General features: G+C 71.7%; 17 protein-coding genes, 1 tRNA gene and 1 pseudogene. 9 read left to right on the top strand and 10 right to left on the bottom strand.

Going from position 1 to position 15590, the window contains the following annotated elements; all coding sequences use genetic code 11:
* Positions 1 to 309 precede the first annotated feature (309 nt).
* The 3 genes and pseudogenes from ABZ794_RS18985 to ABZ794_RS18975 form a co-directional block, all read right to left on the bottom strand.
* A pseudogene (locus ABZ794_RS18985) lies at positions 310 to 522 on the bottom strand (hypothetical protein); the annotation flags it as partial.
* Between the two features lie 692 nt (positions 523 to 1214).
* Positions 1215 to 1949 carry a YcnI family protein gene (locus ABZ794_RS18980; protein ID WP_238691197.1) on the bottom strand — a complete coding sequence of 245 codons (735 nt, stop codon included), beginning with the start codon at positions 1947 to 1949 and terminating at the stop codon, positions 1215 to 1217.
* A gap of 17 nt (positions 1950 to 1966) precedes the next feature.
* Entirely contained in the window at positions 1967 to 3634 is a 1668-nt protein-coding gene (locus ABZ794_RS18975; protein ID WP_357516812.1) for a copper resistance protein CopC, read from the bottom strand.
* 172 nt (positions 3635 to 3806) lie between these two features.
* Between ABZ794_RS18975 and ABZ794_RS18970 the strand changes: the two genes are divergently transcribed.
* Genes ABZ794_RS18970 through ABZ794_RS18955 form a run of 4 tightly spaced genes read left to right on the top strand, consistent with a single transcriptional unit; the run spans position 3807 to position 6772 of the window.
* Complete coding sequence (locus tag ABZ794_RS18970; protein WP_210780985.1) at positions 3807 to 4397, top strand: sigma-70 family RNA polymerase sigma factor; 591 nt, start codon at positions 3807 to 3809, stop codon at positions 4395 to 4397.
* A 32-nt stretch (positions 4398 to 4429) separates the two neighbouring features.
* Positions 4430 to 4954: a MauE/DoxX family redox-associated membrane protein gene (locus ABZ794_RS18965; RefSeq protein WP_238691196.1), complete on the top strand. Its 525-nt coding sequence runs from the start codon at positions 4430 to 4432 to the stop codon at positions 4952 to 4954.
* The gene (locus ABZ794_RS18960) at positions 4947 to 5663 is read left to right on the top strand and encodes a thioredoxin domain-containing protein (RefSeq protein ID WP_357516677.1); all 717 of its coding nucleotides are present in this window, start codon (positions 4947 to 4949) and stop codon (positions 5661 to 5663) included. Before ABZ794_RS18965 ends, ABZ794_RS18960 begins: the two co-directional genes overlap by 8 nt.
* Complete coding sequence (locus tag ABZ794_RS18955; RefSeq protein ID WP_357516675.1) at positions 5660 to 6772, top strand: hypothetical protein; 1113 nt, start codon at positions 5660 to 5662, stop codon at positions 6770 to 6772. The genes ABZ794_RS18960 and ABZ794_RS18955 overlap by 4 nt, the downstream gene beginning before the upstream one ends.
* On the opposite strand, the gene ABZ794_RS18950 is transcribed toward ABZ794_RS18955, so the two are convergent.
* The 4 genes from ABZ794_RS18950 to ABZ794_RS18935 are packed head-to-tail and all read right to left on the bottom strand — an operon-like array spanning position 6756 to position 9434.
* Complete coding sequence (locus tag ABZ794_RS18950) at positions 6756 to 7514, bottom strand: ABC transporter ATP-binding protein (RefSeq protein WP_210780981.1); 759 nt, start codon at positions 7512 to 7514, stop codon at positions 6756 to 6758. The genes ABZ794_RS18955 and ABZ794_RS18950 overlap by 17 nt on opposite strands.
* Complete coding sequence (gene cbiQ / locus ABZ794_RS18945; protein ID WP_112601774.1) at positions 7511 to 8281, bottom strand: cobalt ECF transporter T component CbiQ; 771 nt, start codon at positions 8279 to 8281, stop codon at positions 7511 to 7513. Before cbiQ ends, ABZ794_RS18950 begins: the two co-directional genes overlap by 4 nt.
* A 14-nt stretch (positions 8282 to 8295) precedes the next feature.
* On the bottom strand, positions 8296 to 8721 hold the full coding sequence (locus ABZ794_RS18940) for a PDGLE domain-containing protein (protein ID WP_357516672.1): 426 nt from the start codon (positions 8719 to 8721) through the stop codon (positions 8296 to 8298).
* Positions 8718 to 9434: an energy-coupling factor ABC transporter permease gene (locus ABZ794_RS18935; RefSeq protein ID WP_210780979.1), complete on the bottom strand. Its 717-nt coding sequence runs from the start codon at positions 9432 to 9434 to the stop codon at positions 8718 to 8720. Before ABZ794_RS18935 ends, ABZ794_RS18940 begins: the two co-directional genes overlap by 4 nt.
* 200 nt (positions 9435 to 9634) lie before the next feature.
* Here ABZ794_RS18935 and bcp point away from each other — a divergent pair, with 200 nt between their 5' ends.
* The 4 genes from bcp to ABZ794_RS18915 all read left to right on the top strand — a co-directional run bounded on the left by bcp (position 9635) and on the right by ABZ794_RS18915 (position 11439).
* Entirely contained in the window at positions 9635 to 10111 is a 477-nt protein-coding gene (bcp, locus tag ABZ794_RS18930; protein ID WP_357516670.1) for a thioredoxin-dependent thiol peroxidase, read from the top strand.
* Between the two features lie 30 nt (positions 10112 to 10141).
* Entirely contained in the window at positions 10142 to 10738 is a 597-nt protein-coding gene (locus ABZ794_RS18925; protein WP_210780977.1) for an HNH endonuclease, read from the top strand.
* A tRNA-Leu gene (locus tag ABZ794_RS18920) sits at positions 10729 to 10802 on the top strand. The genes ABZ794_RS18925 and ABZ794_RS18920 overlap by 10 nt, the downstream gene beginning before the upstream one ends.
* A gap of 109 nt (positions 10803 to 10911) precedes the next feature.
* On the top strand, positions 10912 to 11439 hold the full coding sequence (locus tag ABZ794_RS18915) for a GNAT family N-acetyltransferase (protein WP_210780976.1): 528 nt from the start codon (positions 10912 to 10914) through the stop codon (positions 11437 to 11439).
* Positions 11440 to 11443: 4 nt separating this feature from the next.
* Here the strand turns inward: ABZ794_RS18915 and ABZ794_RS18910 are convergent, their stop codons facing one another.
* From ABZ794_RS18910 to ABZ794_RS18900, 3 genes are all read right to left on the bottom strand, one after another.
* A complete protein-coding gene (locus ABZ794_RS18910) occupies positions 11444 to 12427 on the bottom strand; it encodes an expansin EXLX1 family cellulose-binding protein (RefSeq protein ID WP_210780975.1) in 984 nt (327 codons plus the stop codon).
* Positions 12428 to 12538: 111 nt separating this feature from the next.
* Positions 12539 to 13357 (bottom strand): MOSC N-terminal beta barrel domain-containing protein, encoded by an 819-nt coding sequence (locus ABZ794_RS18905; protein WP_357516667.1) that lies wholly within the window; start codon positions 13355 to 13357, stop codon positions 12539 to 12541.
* A gap of 4 nt (positions 13358 to 13361) precedes the next feature.
* Positions 13362 to 14195 (bottom strand): class I SAM-dependent methyltransferase, encoded by an 834-nt coding sequence (locus tag ABZ794_RS18900; protein WP_357516665.1) that lies wholly within the window; start codon positions 14193 to 14195, stop codon positions 13362 to 13364.
* Between the two features lie 101 nt (positions 14196 to 14296).
* Here ABZ794_RS18900 and ABZ794_RS18895 point away from each other — a divergent pair, with 101 nt between their 5' ends.
* Complete coding sequence (locus ABZ794_RS18895) at positions 14297 to 15508, top strand: LCP family protein (RefSeq protein ID WP_307850430.1); 1212 nt, start codon at positions 14297 to 14299, stop codon at positions 15506 to 15508.
* Positions 15509 to 15590: the final 82 nt, after the last annotated feature.

Below are 15590 nucleotides of genomic sequence, written 5' to 3'. Positions count from 1 at the left end.
CTCCGCGTCGGCAGCGCGGAGGGCCACTCGCCGTCTCACCCACCGCCACGGGCCGGGCCGTCATCCGACCGGGCCGTCATCCGGTGCGGCCGCCACCGGTCGGGCCGTGGGCTCGTCCACGTCGGCCGGCGGCCAGGCGAGACTCAGCGTCACCTCCGGCCGGCGGGGCAGCCGGACCGGTTCGTCCAGGTCGGCGAGGGTGGCCGCGCGGGCCGCGCCGATCGCCGAGCGCGCGGGTTCCGGGGCTGCGGAGCCGACCGGGGCGAGTTGTCGTGCCGGCAACGGTGGGGTCGGATGGAGCTGGCGAGCGCCCAGGCCACTCAGCGAGGTGACCCCGAGCCGGCCGGCGAGCACCGGCACCTGGTCCGGCTCGACCACGAAGATCACCTCGCGTGGCCGTAGCGGCCGCAGCAGGAGCAGGGCCGCGCACACCACCAGCAGCACGCCGACGGTCAGCAGACCCCAGGTGGCCGGGGCGGTCCACCCGGCCCGCAACTCCGCGCGCAGGTCCAGGTCCAGGTCGTTCTCGCCGTCGGGGCGCATCACCACCAGGCTCATGGGTTCGCCGGCCAGGTCGTCCCCGCTCCACTCCACCGAGCCGATCCCCTCGCGTACCCAGAAGGGCCGGCCCAGCGGCGTGACCGGCCCGTCGGTCGTCCCGACGCCCGGGGTGTCGGCGGCCGGTCCGGCCGGATCGAGCCGGACCGGCAGCGGACCCCGGGCCAGCGCCACCCGGCGGACCGTGGCGTGCGGCACCGCCTCCAGCCAGCCACGCACCTCGGCGGTGGGCGCCAGTCCGACGAAGGCCGGCCCGCCCGTGGTGCGGGCGTCCAGGCGCAGCCGGGTCTGCGCGGTACGCGCGAAGGGCGCCTCCTGCCGCAGCAACCGGTCGAGGTCGGTGACGACGATCGCGTGACCGGGCGTGCGGACCGTTTCGAAACGGGCGGCGAAGGACCCGCCGGGGTCGGCGTGTCGGGTCACCAGCCACAGCCCGCCACCGGCGAACAGCGCCGGAATTCCCACTACCAACAGCAGCACTCCGGCGATCATCCGCACGAACCGCATCCGCACCGTCCCCCTCCGTAGCCAAATACCCGGCCGACCTTACCGACGTACACCGTCTGATCAGGGGATATCCACGGCACGGTCGGCATCGACTCCGGAAGGCACGCTGGCCCGCCGGAAGATCCGGCGGGCCAGCGGGTGGAACATGGTCAGGCCTTGGCGACCGGCTCCCGGCGGGTACGCGTGAACGCGAGACCGCCCAGCACCAGACCGGCCAGCCCGGCGACGAGACCGGCCACACCGAGGCCGACCGCGAGCCCGTTGCCGTCGTCGTCGTCATCGTCGTCGGGCGAGGCGACGGCTGCGGCCGGCGAGGCCGAACCCGACGGCGCCGCGGCGGCGGCCAGGGTGAGCACCGGAGCCGGGTGCTCCGGCTCCTCGGCACCCGGCGCCGGGTCGTCGATCCACCGCGAGATGTTGCCGTCCGAGTAGGTCTGCAGGGTCTTGAAGACCATCGAGTCGACCTGCGGCAGCGGCCCCATCGAGACGGGGAACTCCTGGAACTGACCCGGCTTCACCCCCGCGTCGCCGGAGGCCGTCCAGGTGATCTTGGAGACCGCTTCGGTGAGCTGACTGCCATGCACCTCGATCGGCGGGTCCACCTTGCGCTTCTCCGTGGTGACCGTCCAGCCGGGCACCGGCATCGTCGACACCGAGCCGACCGGGGCGTTCTCCGGCAGTACCACCTCAAGCTTGGTGGTCGACGCGGTGTCGCTCTCGTTGGGCACCCGGAACGCCACCCGGGCGTAGCCACCCTGGGTCGCCTCCTTCGGGTTCACCGTGACGTGTGCCGACGCCGGTCCGGCGAAGCCGAGCACAGCGGTGGCGGCGGCGGTGAACGCCAGGGCGGCAGCGGCGGTTGCGGTACGCCGGAATCGGGTCATGGGTTTCGCGAACCTCTCTAACGGATGGGCACGGTGGCGGTCACCGTGGCCTGGTCGATGTCGGTCGTTCGGGCGGTGATCTTCAGTTGCCACTCGCCGGGGGTCGGCAGGCTGATGTCGCCGTAGGCGTGACTGTCCGTCAACCGCAGCAACGGCACCTCGATCGGCTCGATCCCGGCCGAGGGCAGCGCGACGGTCGCCTTCCACTCCGCGACCAGCAGTGGCTGGTTGGCCTTGTCGTACGCGTACAGGTGCACCGAGTTGTTGCCCCGCTCGGCCGGGCTCACCTCGACCTCGATGGACAGGAGCGGGCTGGAGAGCCTGGTGCTGAAGAGGCCGGCCTCGGCCCCGGCGGACGGGCCGGCCGCGGCGGTGCGCGCGGGCGTGGTCTGCACGAGTGTGGCGGACACGGCCAGCACCACCACTGTGACGGCCAACTCCACCAGGACCGCCCGGCGCACCGGCACCGGGCGTTGCGCCGCGACGCGGCTGCGCACCAACTTCCGGGAGTACGCGGCAACGGCGATGACCAGCGCGAACAACCCGATCTTGGCGAGCAGCAAGCGCCCGTACGTGGTGTCGAAGAGCGCCTGCGGGGTGGCCACCTCGATCAGCGCCTGGACGGTGCCGGCCAGCAGCAGCGCCGAGACGGCGAGCGCCGCCCAGCGCGACCAGATCGGCAGGATCGCGCCCAACTCCCGCTCGTCGGCCTGACGCAGCAGGAAGACGGCGAGCATGAGTAGACCGCCCAGCCAGACCGCCATGCTGCCCAGGTGGACCGCGTCGACCACCACGGAGACCGCCGGCGCCGGGGACGCCGCCGCGTGCCCGGCCAGCGGCCAGGTCAGCAGGGCGGCGCCGCCGAGCACGGCCAGGATGATCGCGTCCGCGCGCCCGGCGGGCCGGGCCAGCAGCGGGCGGAGCAGGAAGACGGATGCCGCCAGCAGGCCGAGTCGGACCAGGTGGGCGGCGCCGAAGGTGCTGCCGAACACACTGCCGAACCCCTCGCCGGTGACGTCGAAGAGACCACCACCGGCCGTGTAGGGCACCTGCAACCACAGGTCGGCGAGGGTGGCGACGGCCACCAGAGCCAGGCCGGTCCAGGCCAGCCGGGTCGGCCCCCGCCGGGAGAGCCGCCGTGGCCAGAGCGCGGCGAGCACCAGCGCCGGTCCCACCAGCAGCACCAGGCCGGCGTAGCCGAGGAAGCGGGCCACCTTCACCGCCGTCTCCACCACCGGGTTCGCGCGGCTGTCCGTGCCGGAGTCGACGGGTGGGGTCGAGGGTGCGCCGACCGAGTAGGTGTACGCCCCGGAGACCGGATGGCTGTCGGCGGAGATCACCCGGAAGCTGACCAGGTAGGTGCCGCGGGCACCGGCCGGGTCCACCGGGATGGTCACCACACCGCCGCTGAACGCCGGTTCACCCCGGTCGGCCCGGGAACCGTCCGGAGCGATGACCCGGATCTTGCCGGGCACCTTGCGGACCGACTCGCTGAACGTGAGGACCACCTCGGACGGCCCGCTCGGCACGATGGAGGCGGCGGCCGGGCTGCTGCTCTCCAGCACCGCGTGGGCGCTGGCGGAGGTGGCCGGCGCGATCAACAAGGCGACGACGGTGACCAGGAGGCCGGCGGCTGCGGCCAGCCTGGCGGCCCAGCGGTGGGGGGCGACAGTCATGCCGGCCATGGTCGCCGATGGGTGTCCCATTCGGCGACCCGAGGGGGGTGGTCGCTTCTGTGGTCGCACGTCATGAACTGGTAGTCGGCCCGGGTCGGAAAAAAGTTCCCGACGTGGCGCAGACCATCCAAGGGCCGAACGGCCCTGACGCGCCGCCGACCGCCGCGTAACCTGATGTGTCGTGATCCCTGTCCCGCGTGACTCCGGTGCCGCCGGTCCGGCGGAGCCGGTCGACGAGGTCGCCCGGGACCCGGCCACCGGGTGGGCGCTGACCGCCCGCGACGGTGACCCCACCGCCCAGGCGGCGTTCGTCCGGCTGACCCAGGCCGAGGTCTGGCGGTTCGCCGCCGCCCTGGTCGACCCGGACAGCGCCGACGATCTGACCCAGGAAACCTACCTGCGGGCGTTCCGGGCACTCCCCGCCTTCGAGGGACGCTCCAGCGCCCGCACCTGGCTGCTCGGCATCGCCCGGCGGGCCTGCGCCGACCACCTGCGCACTGTCATCAGGCGGCGGCGGCTCGACGAACGCCTGGCTGCGAACGCGTACACCGACCGACCGCACCCGGACCCGGCCGGCCAGTTCGGCGCCGCCGACCTCGTTCGTCGCCTCGGCCCCGAGCGGCGCTCCGCTTTCGTGCTCACCCAACTGCTCGGCCTGTCGTACGCCGAGGCCGCGGCCGTCGAAGGGGTGCCGGTGGGCACCATCCGGTCCCGGGTCGCCCGGGCCCGGGACGACCTGGTCGAGGCGGTCGGCGACGCCCTGACCGGCTGAACCCGGAACTTCCGGTGCGGACGGGACGACAAATGAGCGTGACAGCACCTTCCACCCGCTTCGGCCGTTGGCCAGTGGTCCGCCCGTGGCTCGGCATCGCGGCCCGACTCGGCCTCGCCGCCGTCTGGCTGGTCGCCGGCGCGTCGAAGGTCAGCGACCTCGCCGCCTCCGGGCGGGCGGTCAACGCGTACCAGGTGATGCCGTACGACGTGGCGACCGTGATCGGCGCGGCCCTGCCCTTCGTCGAGCTGGCGTTGGGCGTGCTGCTGCTCCTCGGGCTGGCCACCCGGCTCGTCGCCGGGGTGTCCGCCGCGCTGCTGGTGGTCTTCATCGTGGGGATCGTCTCGGCGTGGGCGCGTGGGCTGGCCATCGACTGCGGCTGCTTCGGCAGCGGCGGGCAGTTGGCCGCGGGGCAGGCACCCAGTTACCTCCCGGAGATCCTCCGGGACCTGGGATTCTTGGTTCTGGCCGGATTTCTGCTGATCTGGCCGCGTACGCCGGTATCGGTGGACGGATGGTTGTCCGGCGAACCCGTTGTGGAGGACGAGGATGAGTAGTCGCAAGGGGCAGCGGGACGCCGCCCGGGTGGTCCGCGAGCAGTTGGCCCGCGAGCGGCGCCGCCGCCGCACGATCTGGGTCTCCGCCGCCGCGGTCCTCGTCCTGGTCATCGCCGGCGGCATCGGCTGGGCCGTCTGGTCCAGCCAGCGCTCCGACAGCTTCACCACCCCGCTCGGCGCCAACGCGGAGGGCACCGGCATCGTCACCGGCGGCGGGCCGGTCACCGTCGACGTCTACGAGGACTTCCTCTGCCCGGCCTGCAAACAGTTCGAGCAGACCAGCGGGTCAACGCTCGAACAGTTGGTGGCCGAGAACAAGGCGAAGGTGGTCTACCACCCGGTCGCGTTCCTCAACCGTTTCTCCACCACCGACTACTCCACCCGCTCCTCGGCCGCCTCCGGCTGCGCGGCGGCGGGCGGCAAGTACCACGAGTACGCGAAGGCGCTCTTCGCCCAGCAGCCGCCGGAGGGCAGCGCCGGGCTCACCGACGACAAGCTCATCGACATCGGCACCAGCGTGGGCCTCGACCGGGGCTCCTTCGGAAGCTGCGTGAAGGACGAGACGTACCGGACCTGGACCGAACACGTCACCGAGGACGCCAGCCAGAGCAACGTCACCGGCACGCCGACCGTCAAGGTCAACGGTCAGCCCATCGAGAACCCCACCCCGGACGCTCTCACCGCAGCCGTGGCGGCGGCCGGCAAGTGATCCGTACCCTGCTGGGCCGCACCGGCCTGGTCGCCGCCGCAGCCGGCCTCGTGACGCTGATCAGCGCGGCGCCCGCCGCCGCCCACGGCGCGGACGCACCTGACGGCACCGACTACCGCACCCGGACCACCGGGGTCGCACCGGCGCGGCCAGGGCTCGAGGTACGCGTCATCGAGGCGGGCGCCCGACTGGAGCTGACCAACCGCACCGGCCGCACCATCGAGGTCATCGGCTACTCCGGTGAGCCGTACCTGCGCGTCGGCCCGGACGGGGTCTTCGAGAACAGCCACTCCCCCGCCACATACCTGAACCGCACCATCGCCGGGGACACCACGCTCCCGGCCGAGGCGGACCCGGCCGCCGCACCCTCCTGGCAACGGATCGACGACGGCACCACCGCGCGCTGGCACGACCAACGCGCGCTGTGGCAGGAGTCGGCACCACCGGCCGCGGTACGCGCCGCACCGGACCGCGAACACCGGGTCCGGAACTGGACCATCCCACTGCGTGACGGCACCGACCCGCTGGTGATCGGCGGCACGCTGGACTGGGTGCCGCCGCCGGACGCGTACACCTGGTGGGCCGTGACCATCGTGGGGCTGCTCGCGGTGGGCGCCCTCGGCCTGTTCGCCGCCACCGCCCCGGCCGGCGGCCGGGCGGTGTCCGCGCTCGGCGTGTTGCTGATCGTCGGCGGCGTGCTGGCCGTCGGGTACCCGGTGGGACGGGAATTGGACGCGGGCGCCCAGGGCGTGGGCGGGGTACTGGTCGGGCTGCTCTCCGGGCAGATCTGGTCCCTGCTCACCGGCCTCGGCGCGATCGCCGCCGGTTGGTACGCGCTGAGCCGCCGCCCGGCCGCCGACTTCGTGGTCGCGCTGGCCGGAGCCTGCCTGGCGCTCTTCGCCGGAGCGTCGAACGCCGCCGTCTTCGCCCGCGCCATCGCCCCGGTGCCCTGGTCACCCGCTGCCGCCCGGGTGATGGTGGCGCTCTTCCTGATCACCGGCGCCGGTGCGACAGCCGCCGGCATCCTGCGCCTACACGCCACCTCCCGCACCACCGCAGCAGCACCTCGAGTGGAGACCGCCGAGAGTGGGTCTACGGGTGCGGGGTGAAGCCTCGGGGGAGTTCCAGGCGGTGTCTTGCCAGCAGGGGAGCGTCGTTGAGCAGGGTGTTGGTGGGGGCGTCGGCGACTATCCGGCCGTTGTCCAGGATCACCGAGCGCTCGCACAGCTCCGCCGCGTACGGCAGGTCGTGCGTGACCATCAGCAGGGTCACCGGCAGGCCGCGCAGGATCTCGGCGAGCTCCCGGCGGGCCGCCGGGTCCAGGTTCGACGACGGCTCGTCGAGCACCAGGATCTCCGGGTGCATGGCGAGCACTGTGGCCACCGCCACCCGGCGGCGCTGCCCGAACGACAGGTGCTGCGGGGACCGGTCCCGGTGCTCACTCATCCCCACCGCGGCGAGCGCCTCGTCCACCCGGGCGGCCAACTCGGCCCCGCGCAGACCCAGGTTCGCCGGCCCGAACGCCACGTCCTCCGCCACAGTGGGCAGGAACAACTGGTCGTCCGGGTCCTGGAAGACGATGCCCACCCGGCGGCGCACCTCGGCCAGGGTGGCCCGATCCGGGGTGACCGTCAGCCCGCCGACGCTCACGCTGCCCTCGGTCGGGGTGAGAATGCCGTTGAGGTGCAGCACCAGCGTGGTCTTGCCGGCGCCGTTGGGCCCGAGCAGCGCCACCCGCTCGCCACGCGGCACGTTCAGGTCGACCCCCTGAAGGGCGACGTGCCCGTCCGGGTACGCGTAACGAACGCCCCGAACGTCCAGCGAGACAGCGGTCTGCACGACACCGATCATGACAGCACGACGGCGGTGGCGGCGATGGAGGCCGCCAACACCGGCACGGTCGCCGCGACCAGCCACTGACCGGCGCTCGCCGCACCCTCGCCCTGCCACACGGCGGGCATCCGCCCGGTGTAGCCCCGGGACAGCATCGCCAGATAGACCCGCTCGCCACGCTCGAAGGCGCGCAGGAACAACGCCCCGATCCCGGCGGCGAAACCGCGCAGCTGCCACAGGAAGCGCGGGTCGTCGCCCCGGGAGATCCGGGCCACCCGCATCCGCCGCGCCTCACCGACCAGCACGTCGAGGTAACGCAGCATGAACGTGGCGATCTGGGTGAGCACCTGCGGGCAGTGCAGCCGGTCCAGCCCCACGATCAGGTCCCGGGTGGTGGTGGTCGCGGCGAGCAGCAGCGAGGCGAGCACCCCCAGGGTGCCCTTGGCCAGGATGTTCCACGCGCCGTGCAGCCCGTCCTCGGACAGCCGCAGGCCCAGCACCTCGACCCGGTCGCCGCTACCGAGGAACGGCAGGGCGACAGCGAACAGCACGAACGGCAGCTCGATCAACGCTCGGCTGAGCAACCACCGTGGGCCCACCCGGGCCAGCGCCGCCACCGCCGCCACCAGCACGGCGTACGCGCCGAAGGCCCAGAACGCCTCGCGTGGAGTGGCCACCACGGCGAGGGTGAAGACCACCATCGCCACGATCTTGACCTCGGGCGGGAGCCGGTGCACCGGCGAGTCCGACTCGCGGTACAGCACGTGCCCGTGACCGGCCCCCATCCGCGTACCCCTGCTCAGCTGGCCGCGTCGGCGCGGCGCCGGACGGCGACGGACGTCGCGGGGTCGCCCTCGGTGGGCGTCGCCGCGTCAGCGTCGGTCGGCGTGCCGCCTCGACGGCGCAGCAGCCAGAACCCGCCGGCTCCGATCGCGAAGGTGACCAGCACCCCGAGCACCCCGGAGAGGCCGGTGGAGACGAAGCTGTTCCGCACGCCCCGTACGCCGTAGTCGGCGAGCGGACTGTCGGCCAACTCGTGGTCACGGGCCTGCTGGGCCGGGCAGGTCCCCCCGACGATGTTGTCGTCGGCGTCGACGGTGCAGCCCTTGAGCAGGGACGAGTCCAGCCCGTCCGGGTGGGAGGAGGCGTAGTTGCTCACCACGCCGGCGAGCAGCAGGGCGACCAGCAGGCCGCCGGCCAGGAAGGCCCAGGAGCGGTTCTTCATCGGGCACCTCCGGCGACCGGGACGGCGGGGGCGGCGGGCGCGCGCAGCGAACGCAGCGCGTACACCAGGTCGGGGCGTACCTTCGCGACGGTGAGCACCGTTGTCGCGGTGATCAGGCCCTCGCCGATGCCGATCAGCAGGTGGACGCCGGCCATCGTGCCGGCCAGGCCACCCAGGTTGTTGCCCAGGTCGGTGGTGCCACCCAGCCAGTACTCCAGGACGAAGCCCTGCGACGCCACCACCACGCTGAGCGTCGCGGCGACGAAAGCGGTAACGGCCAGACCGGCCCGCGTGCGGGGCAGCACCCGCAGCAGCAGCGCGATCAGCGCGTACGCCGCGGCGGTGCCGAGCAACGCCATGTTCGTGATGTTGAGGCCGAGCATCGCCACGCCGCCGTCACCGAAGATCAGTGCCTGTACGACAAGCACCACCGCCACGCAGAGCGCGCCGACCCACGGGCCGACCAGCATGGCGGCGAGCGCGCCACCGAGCAGGTGACCGCTGACACCGGCCGTGAAGATCGGGAAGTTGAGCATCTGGACGGCGAAGATGAACGCCGCCACCAGGCCGGCCATCGGGGCCAGCCGGTCGTCCAGGTCGCGCCGGCCGCGCAGCACGCAGGCGGTGAGCGCGGCAAGAGCGAGCGCAGCGAAGATCGCTGCCACGGGACCGTCGATGATCCCGTTCGAGATGTGCATCGCCAGTGTCTCCACGCGACCTCCCACGCGTCAGCGGGCCCGACCGGGCCGGCGTGGGTCAGCCTATTTCCCAACCATCGTTGTTGCCAGACTCTGGCAACAACGCATGGGCTTGATCACTCCAGGTCAGACCCCGCCGGCCCGCGCCGTGCCCCCACCGGCCGACGCGTCGCGCCGACGGCGGCGCTCGCCGGCACGGCGGTAGGGTCGAGGCCATGACCTCGCCCGACCGCCTCTCCCCCGGTGACCCCGCGCCCGAGTTCACCCTCGCCACCGACACCGGCGACCAGCTCTCCCTCGCCGACCTGCGAGGTCGCAAGGTCGTCCTGTACGCCTACCCGGCCGCGATGACCCCCGGCTGCACCAAGCAGGCCTGCGACTTCCGCGACTCGCTCACCTCGCTCCAGGCCGCCGGCTACGAGGTCGTCGGCATCTCCCCGGACAAGCCGGAGAAGCTGGCGAAGTTCCGCGAGCGCGACGCCATCACCTTCCCGCTGGTGTCGGACCCGGACAAGTCGGTGCTGACCGCCTACGGCGCGTACGGCGAGAAGCGGCTCTACGGCAAGACCGTCACCGGCGTGATCCGCTCGACGTTCGTGATCGACGCCGACGGCAAGGTCGAGCGGGCGCTCTACAACGTCAAGGCCACCGGGCACGTCGCCAAGCTCCGTCGCGACCTCGGCCTGGACTGACCTGTCGTACCGGATCGCTACGGTCCGTCAGTGGTTCGATACAAGTACACGCCCGAAGCGCTGGCCGCCGCTGCCGCCGTCGCCCGCAACATCACCGAGGTGATGCGGTTGCTCGGCGTACGCGTCAGCGGTGGCTCGCACGCGCACATCAGCCGGCAGCTCAAGAGGTTCGGCATCGACACGTCGCACTTCACTGGCCAGGCACACAATCGAGGCGTGCGTTGGCGGCGCATGTCCCCCACCGAGTTGCTGGTAGTGCTGCCGGCCGGTTCCCGCCGAATCCCGGGGATCCGCCTCAAACGCGCCTTGGCGACAATCGGCCTGCCCGAGACCTGCGAGGTGTGCGGCACCGGGTCAACGTGGCAAGGTGCCAGATTGACGCTGCACGTGGATCACATCAATGGCGATTTTCTCGACAACCGGCCGCGCAACCTTCGCCTACTCTGCCCCAATTGCCACAGCCAGACCTCTACATACGCTGGTCAGCGACGGCCTGCACTCGTGGAGCCCGAGGTGGTCTACGATCCTGATGCGGTTACTCCGACCGGCTTTCCAATAGGCAGGCGACTGCCGCGTCGGCTGGAGTCGCCGTGGACGCTGGTGGAGTACAGCTTCAAGGGGCCGTAGCCCAACGGCAGGAGGCATGCGGTTTAGGTCCGCACCAGTGCGGGTTCGAATCCCGTCGGCCCCACATCGCCATTGAGTCGCGACGGATCCTGGCTCGGTCGGAGCCAGGATCGGCTGTCGGGCGCGTCACTGTCGCGGGTCGTGGGCCTGGTCGTTGGGTCAGGATGGCGAGCGTGAGTCTGCGCTTCGTCCTCGACCCTGACCTGACCCCGCAGCTGCGTGCCGAGATCGTCGACCTCTGGGTGGACGTCAGCAACGCCGGCGGCGCTGTCGGTTTCGTGCCACCGGTCACCGCCACCGACGTGCACGTCACCGCCGATCCGACCTTCGCCGGCATCGCCGACGGACCGGACCGGCTGCTGGTCGGCTACTCCGGGGACCGGTTGGCGGCAATGCTGATCTTCAGTGACAACCGCTTCCCGCTCACGGCGCACTGGTGTGTGCTGAAGCGGGTGATGGTCCACCCGGACACCCAGGGCACCGGCTACGGCTCGGCGCTGATGGTGGAGGCCGCCCGGCTGGGCAGGGCGTTGGGCCATGAGGCGCTGCACGTCACGGTGCGCGACGGCCTGGGGTTGGACAAGTTCTACGGCCGCCTCGGGTACCGGGAGATCGGCCGGCTGCCGGGCGCGTTGCGGGTGGCCCCCGATGACGACCGGGACGAGATTCTGATGTGGCTCGATCTGACGGTGGCCGACTGAGCGGTCAGCCCTCGCACCAGCGGGCGTTGGCGCGGGCCGAGCTGGTGGTCGGCGCGTCGGTGGCCGGAGCGCTCGTCCTCGCCACCTCGACCGAGCGACGGGTCGGCGTCGGCGTGACGGCGGGTCGGCTGCTCGACGGTCGGGCCGACGCGGACGGACGACGTGTGGCGGCTCCGGGTGCGTACATCCGGACCGTGCTGTTCTGTACCTGGCCCGGCGCCATCCGGATGCCCCCGACGGTGACCCGGTTGCCGTAAACGTCGGTGACCCGGACGTTGAACGGGCCCGGCCCGGCGCCGGAGGCGATCAGCCAGTAGTTGTAGTCCTGCCGGGCGGCCGACTGCCAGGGGTCGCTGTCACGCTGCCGGACCTCGACGGACCGCAGCGGGTTGCCGTGGTTGCCGACGCGGACGGCGAACCACCACTGCGACGCGCCCTCCTTGATCCGGAAGGTGAGTGGTCCGGGCAGCGGCGGGTTGACCACCGCGCGGTAGGTGACCGGAACGAGACCCTGGACCGGGTCGGCGATCCGGGCGAACGCCTCGCGGGACAGGTCGAGGTGGCCGGGCTCGCACTCCGGGCACTGGTCCATGATGAGCACCCGGACGGTGCCCTTGGGGCCGACGACGTCGAGGAATCCGCCGCAGGCGGCACCGGCGGAGTATTCCGTCGGGCCGAGTGCGACGTAGAGCCGGTTGGCGGGGGCAGCCGGGTTCGAGCAGTTGCCGCCGGCGCCCTTGGAGTCGTAGAAGGTGGCCTTGCCGGTGTGCGTGGCGTTGCCGGTGGGTGGCGCGGCGGCCAGCGTCCGGCCGGCGGCGCAGGCCGGGGTGGAGCCGGAGCGCAGGGTGAGGGTGAGCCCGAGCGTCGCCGCGAGGACTGTGACGCCGGTGGCGACCAGCCAGGGTTTCGCGCCGGACGACGGCGCGGGCCGGTCCTCTGGAGGATGGTCCAGGTCGATGTTGATGTCGACAGCGCTTCCGTCCGTCACGACGGCGATGCTGCCGGACCCGGTCGGGTACCGACAAGCGGGCTAAGCCAAAGCTAAGACAGCATCGACGGACGGTGACCGTGGGGTGCCGATTGCTGGTCGGCGGCCCGGTCAGGGCGCGACGACGATCGGGGCGTGCACCGCCAGCGGTCCGCTGTCGAGCGGCACCAGGTTCAGTCCGAAGAGGAGTTTCTGCTTGACGTTGCGGTGCCGCCCGAGGGTGCGCAGCGGCTCCTTGGTGCGTACCCCGGTCTCCTGGTCGGTGGTGGTCACCACGCAGCGGTCGCACGGCCCGGCGGCCTGGAAATTCCGGTCGCCGATGCGCAGCCGCCGACCCACCCAGTCGTCCTCGGCCCAGGCCGGCGCACCGTCGACGACCAGGTTGGGTCGGAAGCGGGTCATCGGCACCGGTTCCTCGCCCGCCTCGGCCAGCCAGTCGTTGAGGGCGTCGAGGGAGGCGGCGTTCGCCAGCAGCACCGGGTAGGCGTCGGCGAAACTGACCTGGTCACCGGTGTCGTGTTCGCGGGTCCCGGCGGCCAGGTGGCGGGTCGGCTGGGCCAGCCAGACCAGTCGGACCGGTCGGCCGAGCAGGACGCCGAGCCAGTCGTCGGCCGCCTGACCGGCCGGCAGCGCGGGGACCGGGAAGGTGCGGCTGCGGAAGGTACGGACCGCGACCGGTTCGCCGCCGGCCGGCTCGGGCACGTCGAGGTCGGGTTGCCCGTCGGCGCGCAGCGACAGACCCCCGGGGCGCACGGCGGCGCGCAGGGTGACGAGCCGGGTCGTGTCCCGCTGGGTGACGCCGACGCCGTCGGCGTCCACGACCATCCAACGCCGGTCGCCGGCCAGGCCCCACTGGTGCACGAACGCGCCGTCGTGGTCGAGCCGGTGACAGCCCTTGATGGGGTACGTGTGAATCGAGGTCAGCCGCACCCGGCTACCATGCCACGCCGATCCCGTCGCCCGGGTACCAGTGGTTGGCCGGGCTCTCCCGGTAGGCGAGGAACCGCCGGCCGGTGCGTTCGGCGTGCTCGGCGAGCACGTTGGTGCTGGTGACGTTGTCGGTGAGCAGGATCGCGCCGGGGGCGAGCTTCGGCTCCACGGCGTCGAACTCACGCTTCTCGTGGGCGCGGCTGTGGTCGCTGTCGTGCAGGAACAGGTCGACCGGGCGGTCCAGCGCGCCGATCGAGGCGATCGAGTCGCCGATCACCAGGTCGACGACCTCCGACCATGGCGCGACCCGGGCGAGGTAGCCGGCCTCGGGGTTGATGTCCAGGGAGGTGACCCGGCCCGGGTGTCCCTCCTGGGCGTTGCGCAGCAGGGCGGATGCCAGGACGACGCTGCCGAGTCCCTTGTCGACACCGGTCTCGACGACGTGGGTGGGGCGGGTGGCACGGACGATGGCGTACCAGCCGATCCGCCGGGCGTAGCGGATCTCCTTGTCGGCGAGGCCGCGCCGGTCGGAGGCGGCGATCGCCGCCAGGAGGTGCTGGCGCAGGGTGTCGTCCGACTCGATCTCACCGAGGTACGCCCGTACCTGTTTGACCGGGATGTCGCAGACGACGCTGACGAACCAGGAGAGGTGGTTGCGGCTCAACGAGGTGAGGTCGTACGTGTAGTTGTGGTGCTCGCGGGAGGTCAGCAGCCAGCGCGCCGAGCGGCGCAGCACCTTCGCGTCGTGCCGTGCGATCGTGCGAAGCCTCTTGGGAAAGGCGGCAATCGGGGCGAGTGGGGTACGCGCGACAGCCCGTCGGAGCTTGATTCGATCCACGGGTGCCGTTGTAGCAGGGTTCGGGCGGCAGCGGGAGGGTCCTCGCGAAAGCCGATGGTCACGGTGTTTCCGCCCTCATGCCGGGGCAGCAGAATAGGGCCTTGAAAGCGCTCCCGGGCCGGCGTTACCGGCAGTCCGTCCGAACGCAGGGGCGGGTTCGCCACGCCGGTCGGCAGGCATGCGATACCCGAAAGGACGAGGGTGCACGTCAGGCGCACGCAATCAGTAGCATCGCCGGCATGTCTGGTGCTCAGCGGTACACCGATGCCGACACCGAGTTCGTCGATCCACATTCAGTCGATCCGCACGAGGATGTCCCGGCCGGGGGCAAGCGGCGACGTCGTGGCCCTCGCTGGCGTCGCGTCCTCGTCATCTGCCTGGTAGTCGCAGCGATCCTGGGCGGCGGCAGCATGATCGGTGGTGCCCTCTATCTCCGCTCGGTCGAGAAGGACATCGACCGGGTGGACGCCTTCGCCGACGTGCCCGAGGAGGGGCGTCCGCAGGCGGTGGCAAACGGTGCGATGAACATCCTGATCCTGGGAAGCGATTCCCGCGACCCGGAGAGCACGGGCGGCTCGCGCACGGACACCATCATCGTCGCGCACATCCCGAAGGACCGGGCCAGCGCGCAACTCGTCTCGATCCCTCGGGACACCTGGGTGAACGTGCCGAAGGCCAAGAACGGTCAGAACGGCGGCCGCGATGCGAAGATCAACGCAGCGTACGCCTGGGGTGGCATTCCGCTGATGGTGCAAACAGTCGAATCGTTCACCACGGTGCGAATCGACCACGTCATGATTGTCGACTTCGCCGGCTTCAAGGAAATCATCGACGCCCTGGACGGCGTCAACATCAACGCGGAGAAGTCGTTCACGTCGATCCACCCGCCGTTCCGCAAGTTCGAGCAGGGCATGCAGCGGATGGACGGTGAGACGGCCCTGGACTACTCCCGCCAGCGCAAACAGTTCGCCGACGGCGACTTCGCCCGCATCCGTCACCAACAGCAGGTCATCAAGGCCATCCTCGACAAGGCCGTGTCCGGCGGCATCGTCACCAACCCCGGGCGGCTCAACTCCTTCGTCAAGGCGACCTCGAGCGCAGTGTCGGTGGACGAGAAGATGTCGCTCGTCAGTATGGCGACAGACCTGCGGGGCCTCCGCGGCCGTAATCTCACCTTCGTCACCAGCCCGACGAAGGGCACCGGTCGAGTGGGCAGCGAGAGCGTCGTCTTCGCGAACACCGAGAAGGCAAAGACCTTCTACGATGCCGTGCGCCGGGACTCCGTCGACGAGATTCTCGCCAGCGCCAAGTAACACCCGGGCCGGTGGCTGTTACCGGCCGCTGCCTTGTCTCGAGTTACGGACCGGCCAGGTCAGCCGGCCCTCACGGGGAGGT

The organism is Micromonospora sp. NPDC047187, assembly GCF_040643355.1.
Classification (GTDB): Bacteria; Actinomycetota; Actinomycetes; order Mycobacteriales; family Micromonosporaceae; genus Micromonospora; species Micromonospora salmantinae.
Note: the sequence above shows the minus strand (reverse complement) of the source record. Positions and strands in the feature narration are given on the sequence as shown.

Bases quoted from the DNA above. Each gene is read 5' to 3' on its own strand.
- ABZ794_RS18975 (WP_357516812.1), bottom strand. From the start codon at position 3,634: ATGGCCGGCATGACTGTCGCCCCCCACCGCTGGGCCGCCAGGCTGGCC.
- ABZ794_RS18965 (WP_238691196.1), top strand. From the start codon at position 4,430: ATGAGCGTGACAGCACCTTCCACCCGCTTCGGCCGTTGGCCAGTGGTC.
- ABZ794_RS18960 (WP_357516677.1), top strand. From the start codon at position 4,947: ATGAGTAGTCGCAAGGGGCAGCGGGACGCCGCCCGGGTGGTCCGCGAG.
- ABZ794_RS18950 (WP_210780981.1), bottom strand. From the start codon at position 7,514: ATGATCGGTGTCGTGCAGACCGCTGTCTCGCTGGACGTTCGGGGCGTT.
- bcp (WP_357516670.1), top strand. From the start codon at position 9,635: ATGACCTCGCCCGACCGCCTCTCCCCCGGTGACCCCGCGCCCGAGTTC.
- cbiQ (WP_112601774.1), bottom strand. From the start codon at position 8,281: ATGGGGGCCGGTCACGGGCACGTGCTGTACCGCGAGTCGGACTCGCCG.
- ABZ794_RS18940 (WP_357516672.1), bottom strand. From the start codon at position 8,721: ATGAAGAACCGCTCCTGGGCCTTCCTGGCCGGCGGCCTGCTGGTCGCC.
- ABZ794_RS18980 (WP_238691197.1), bottom strand. From the start codon at position 1,949: ATGACCCGATTCCGGCGTACCGCAACCGCCGCTGCCGCCCTGGCGTTC.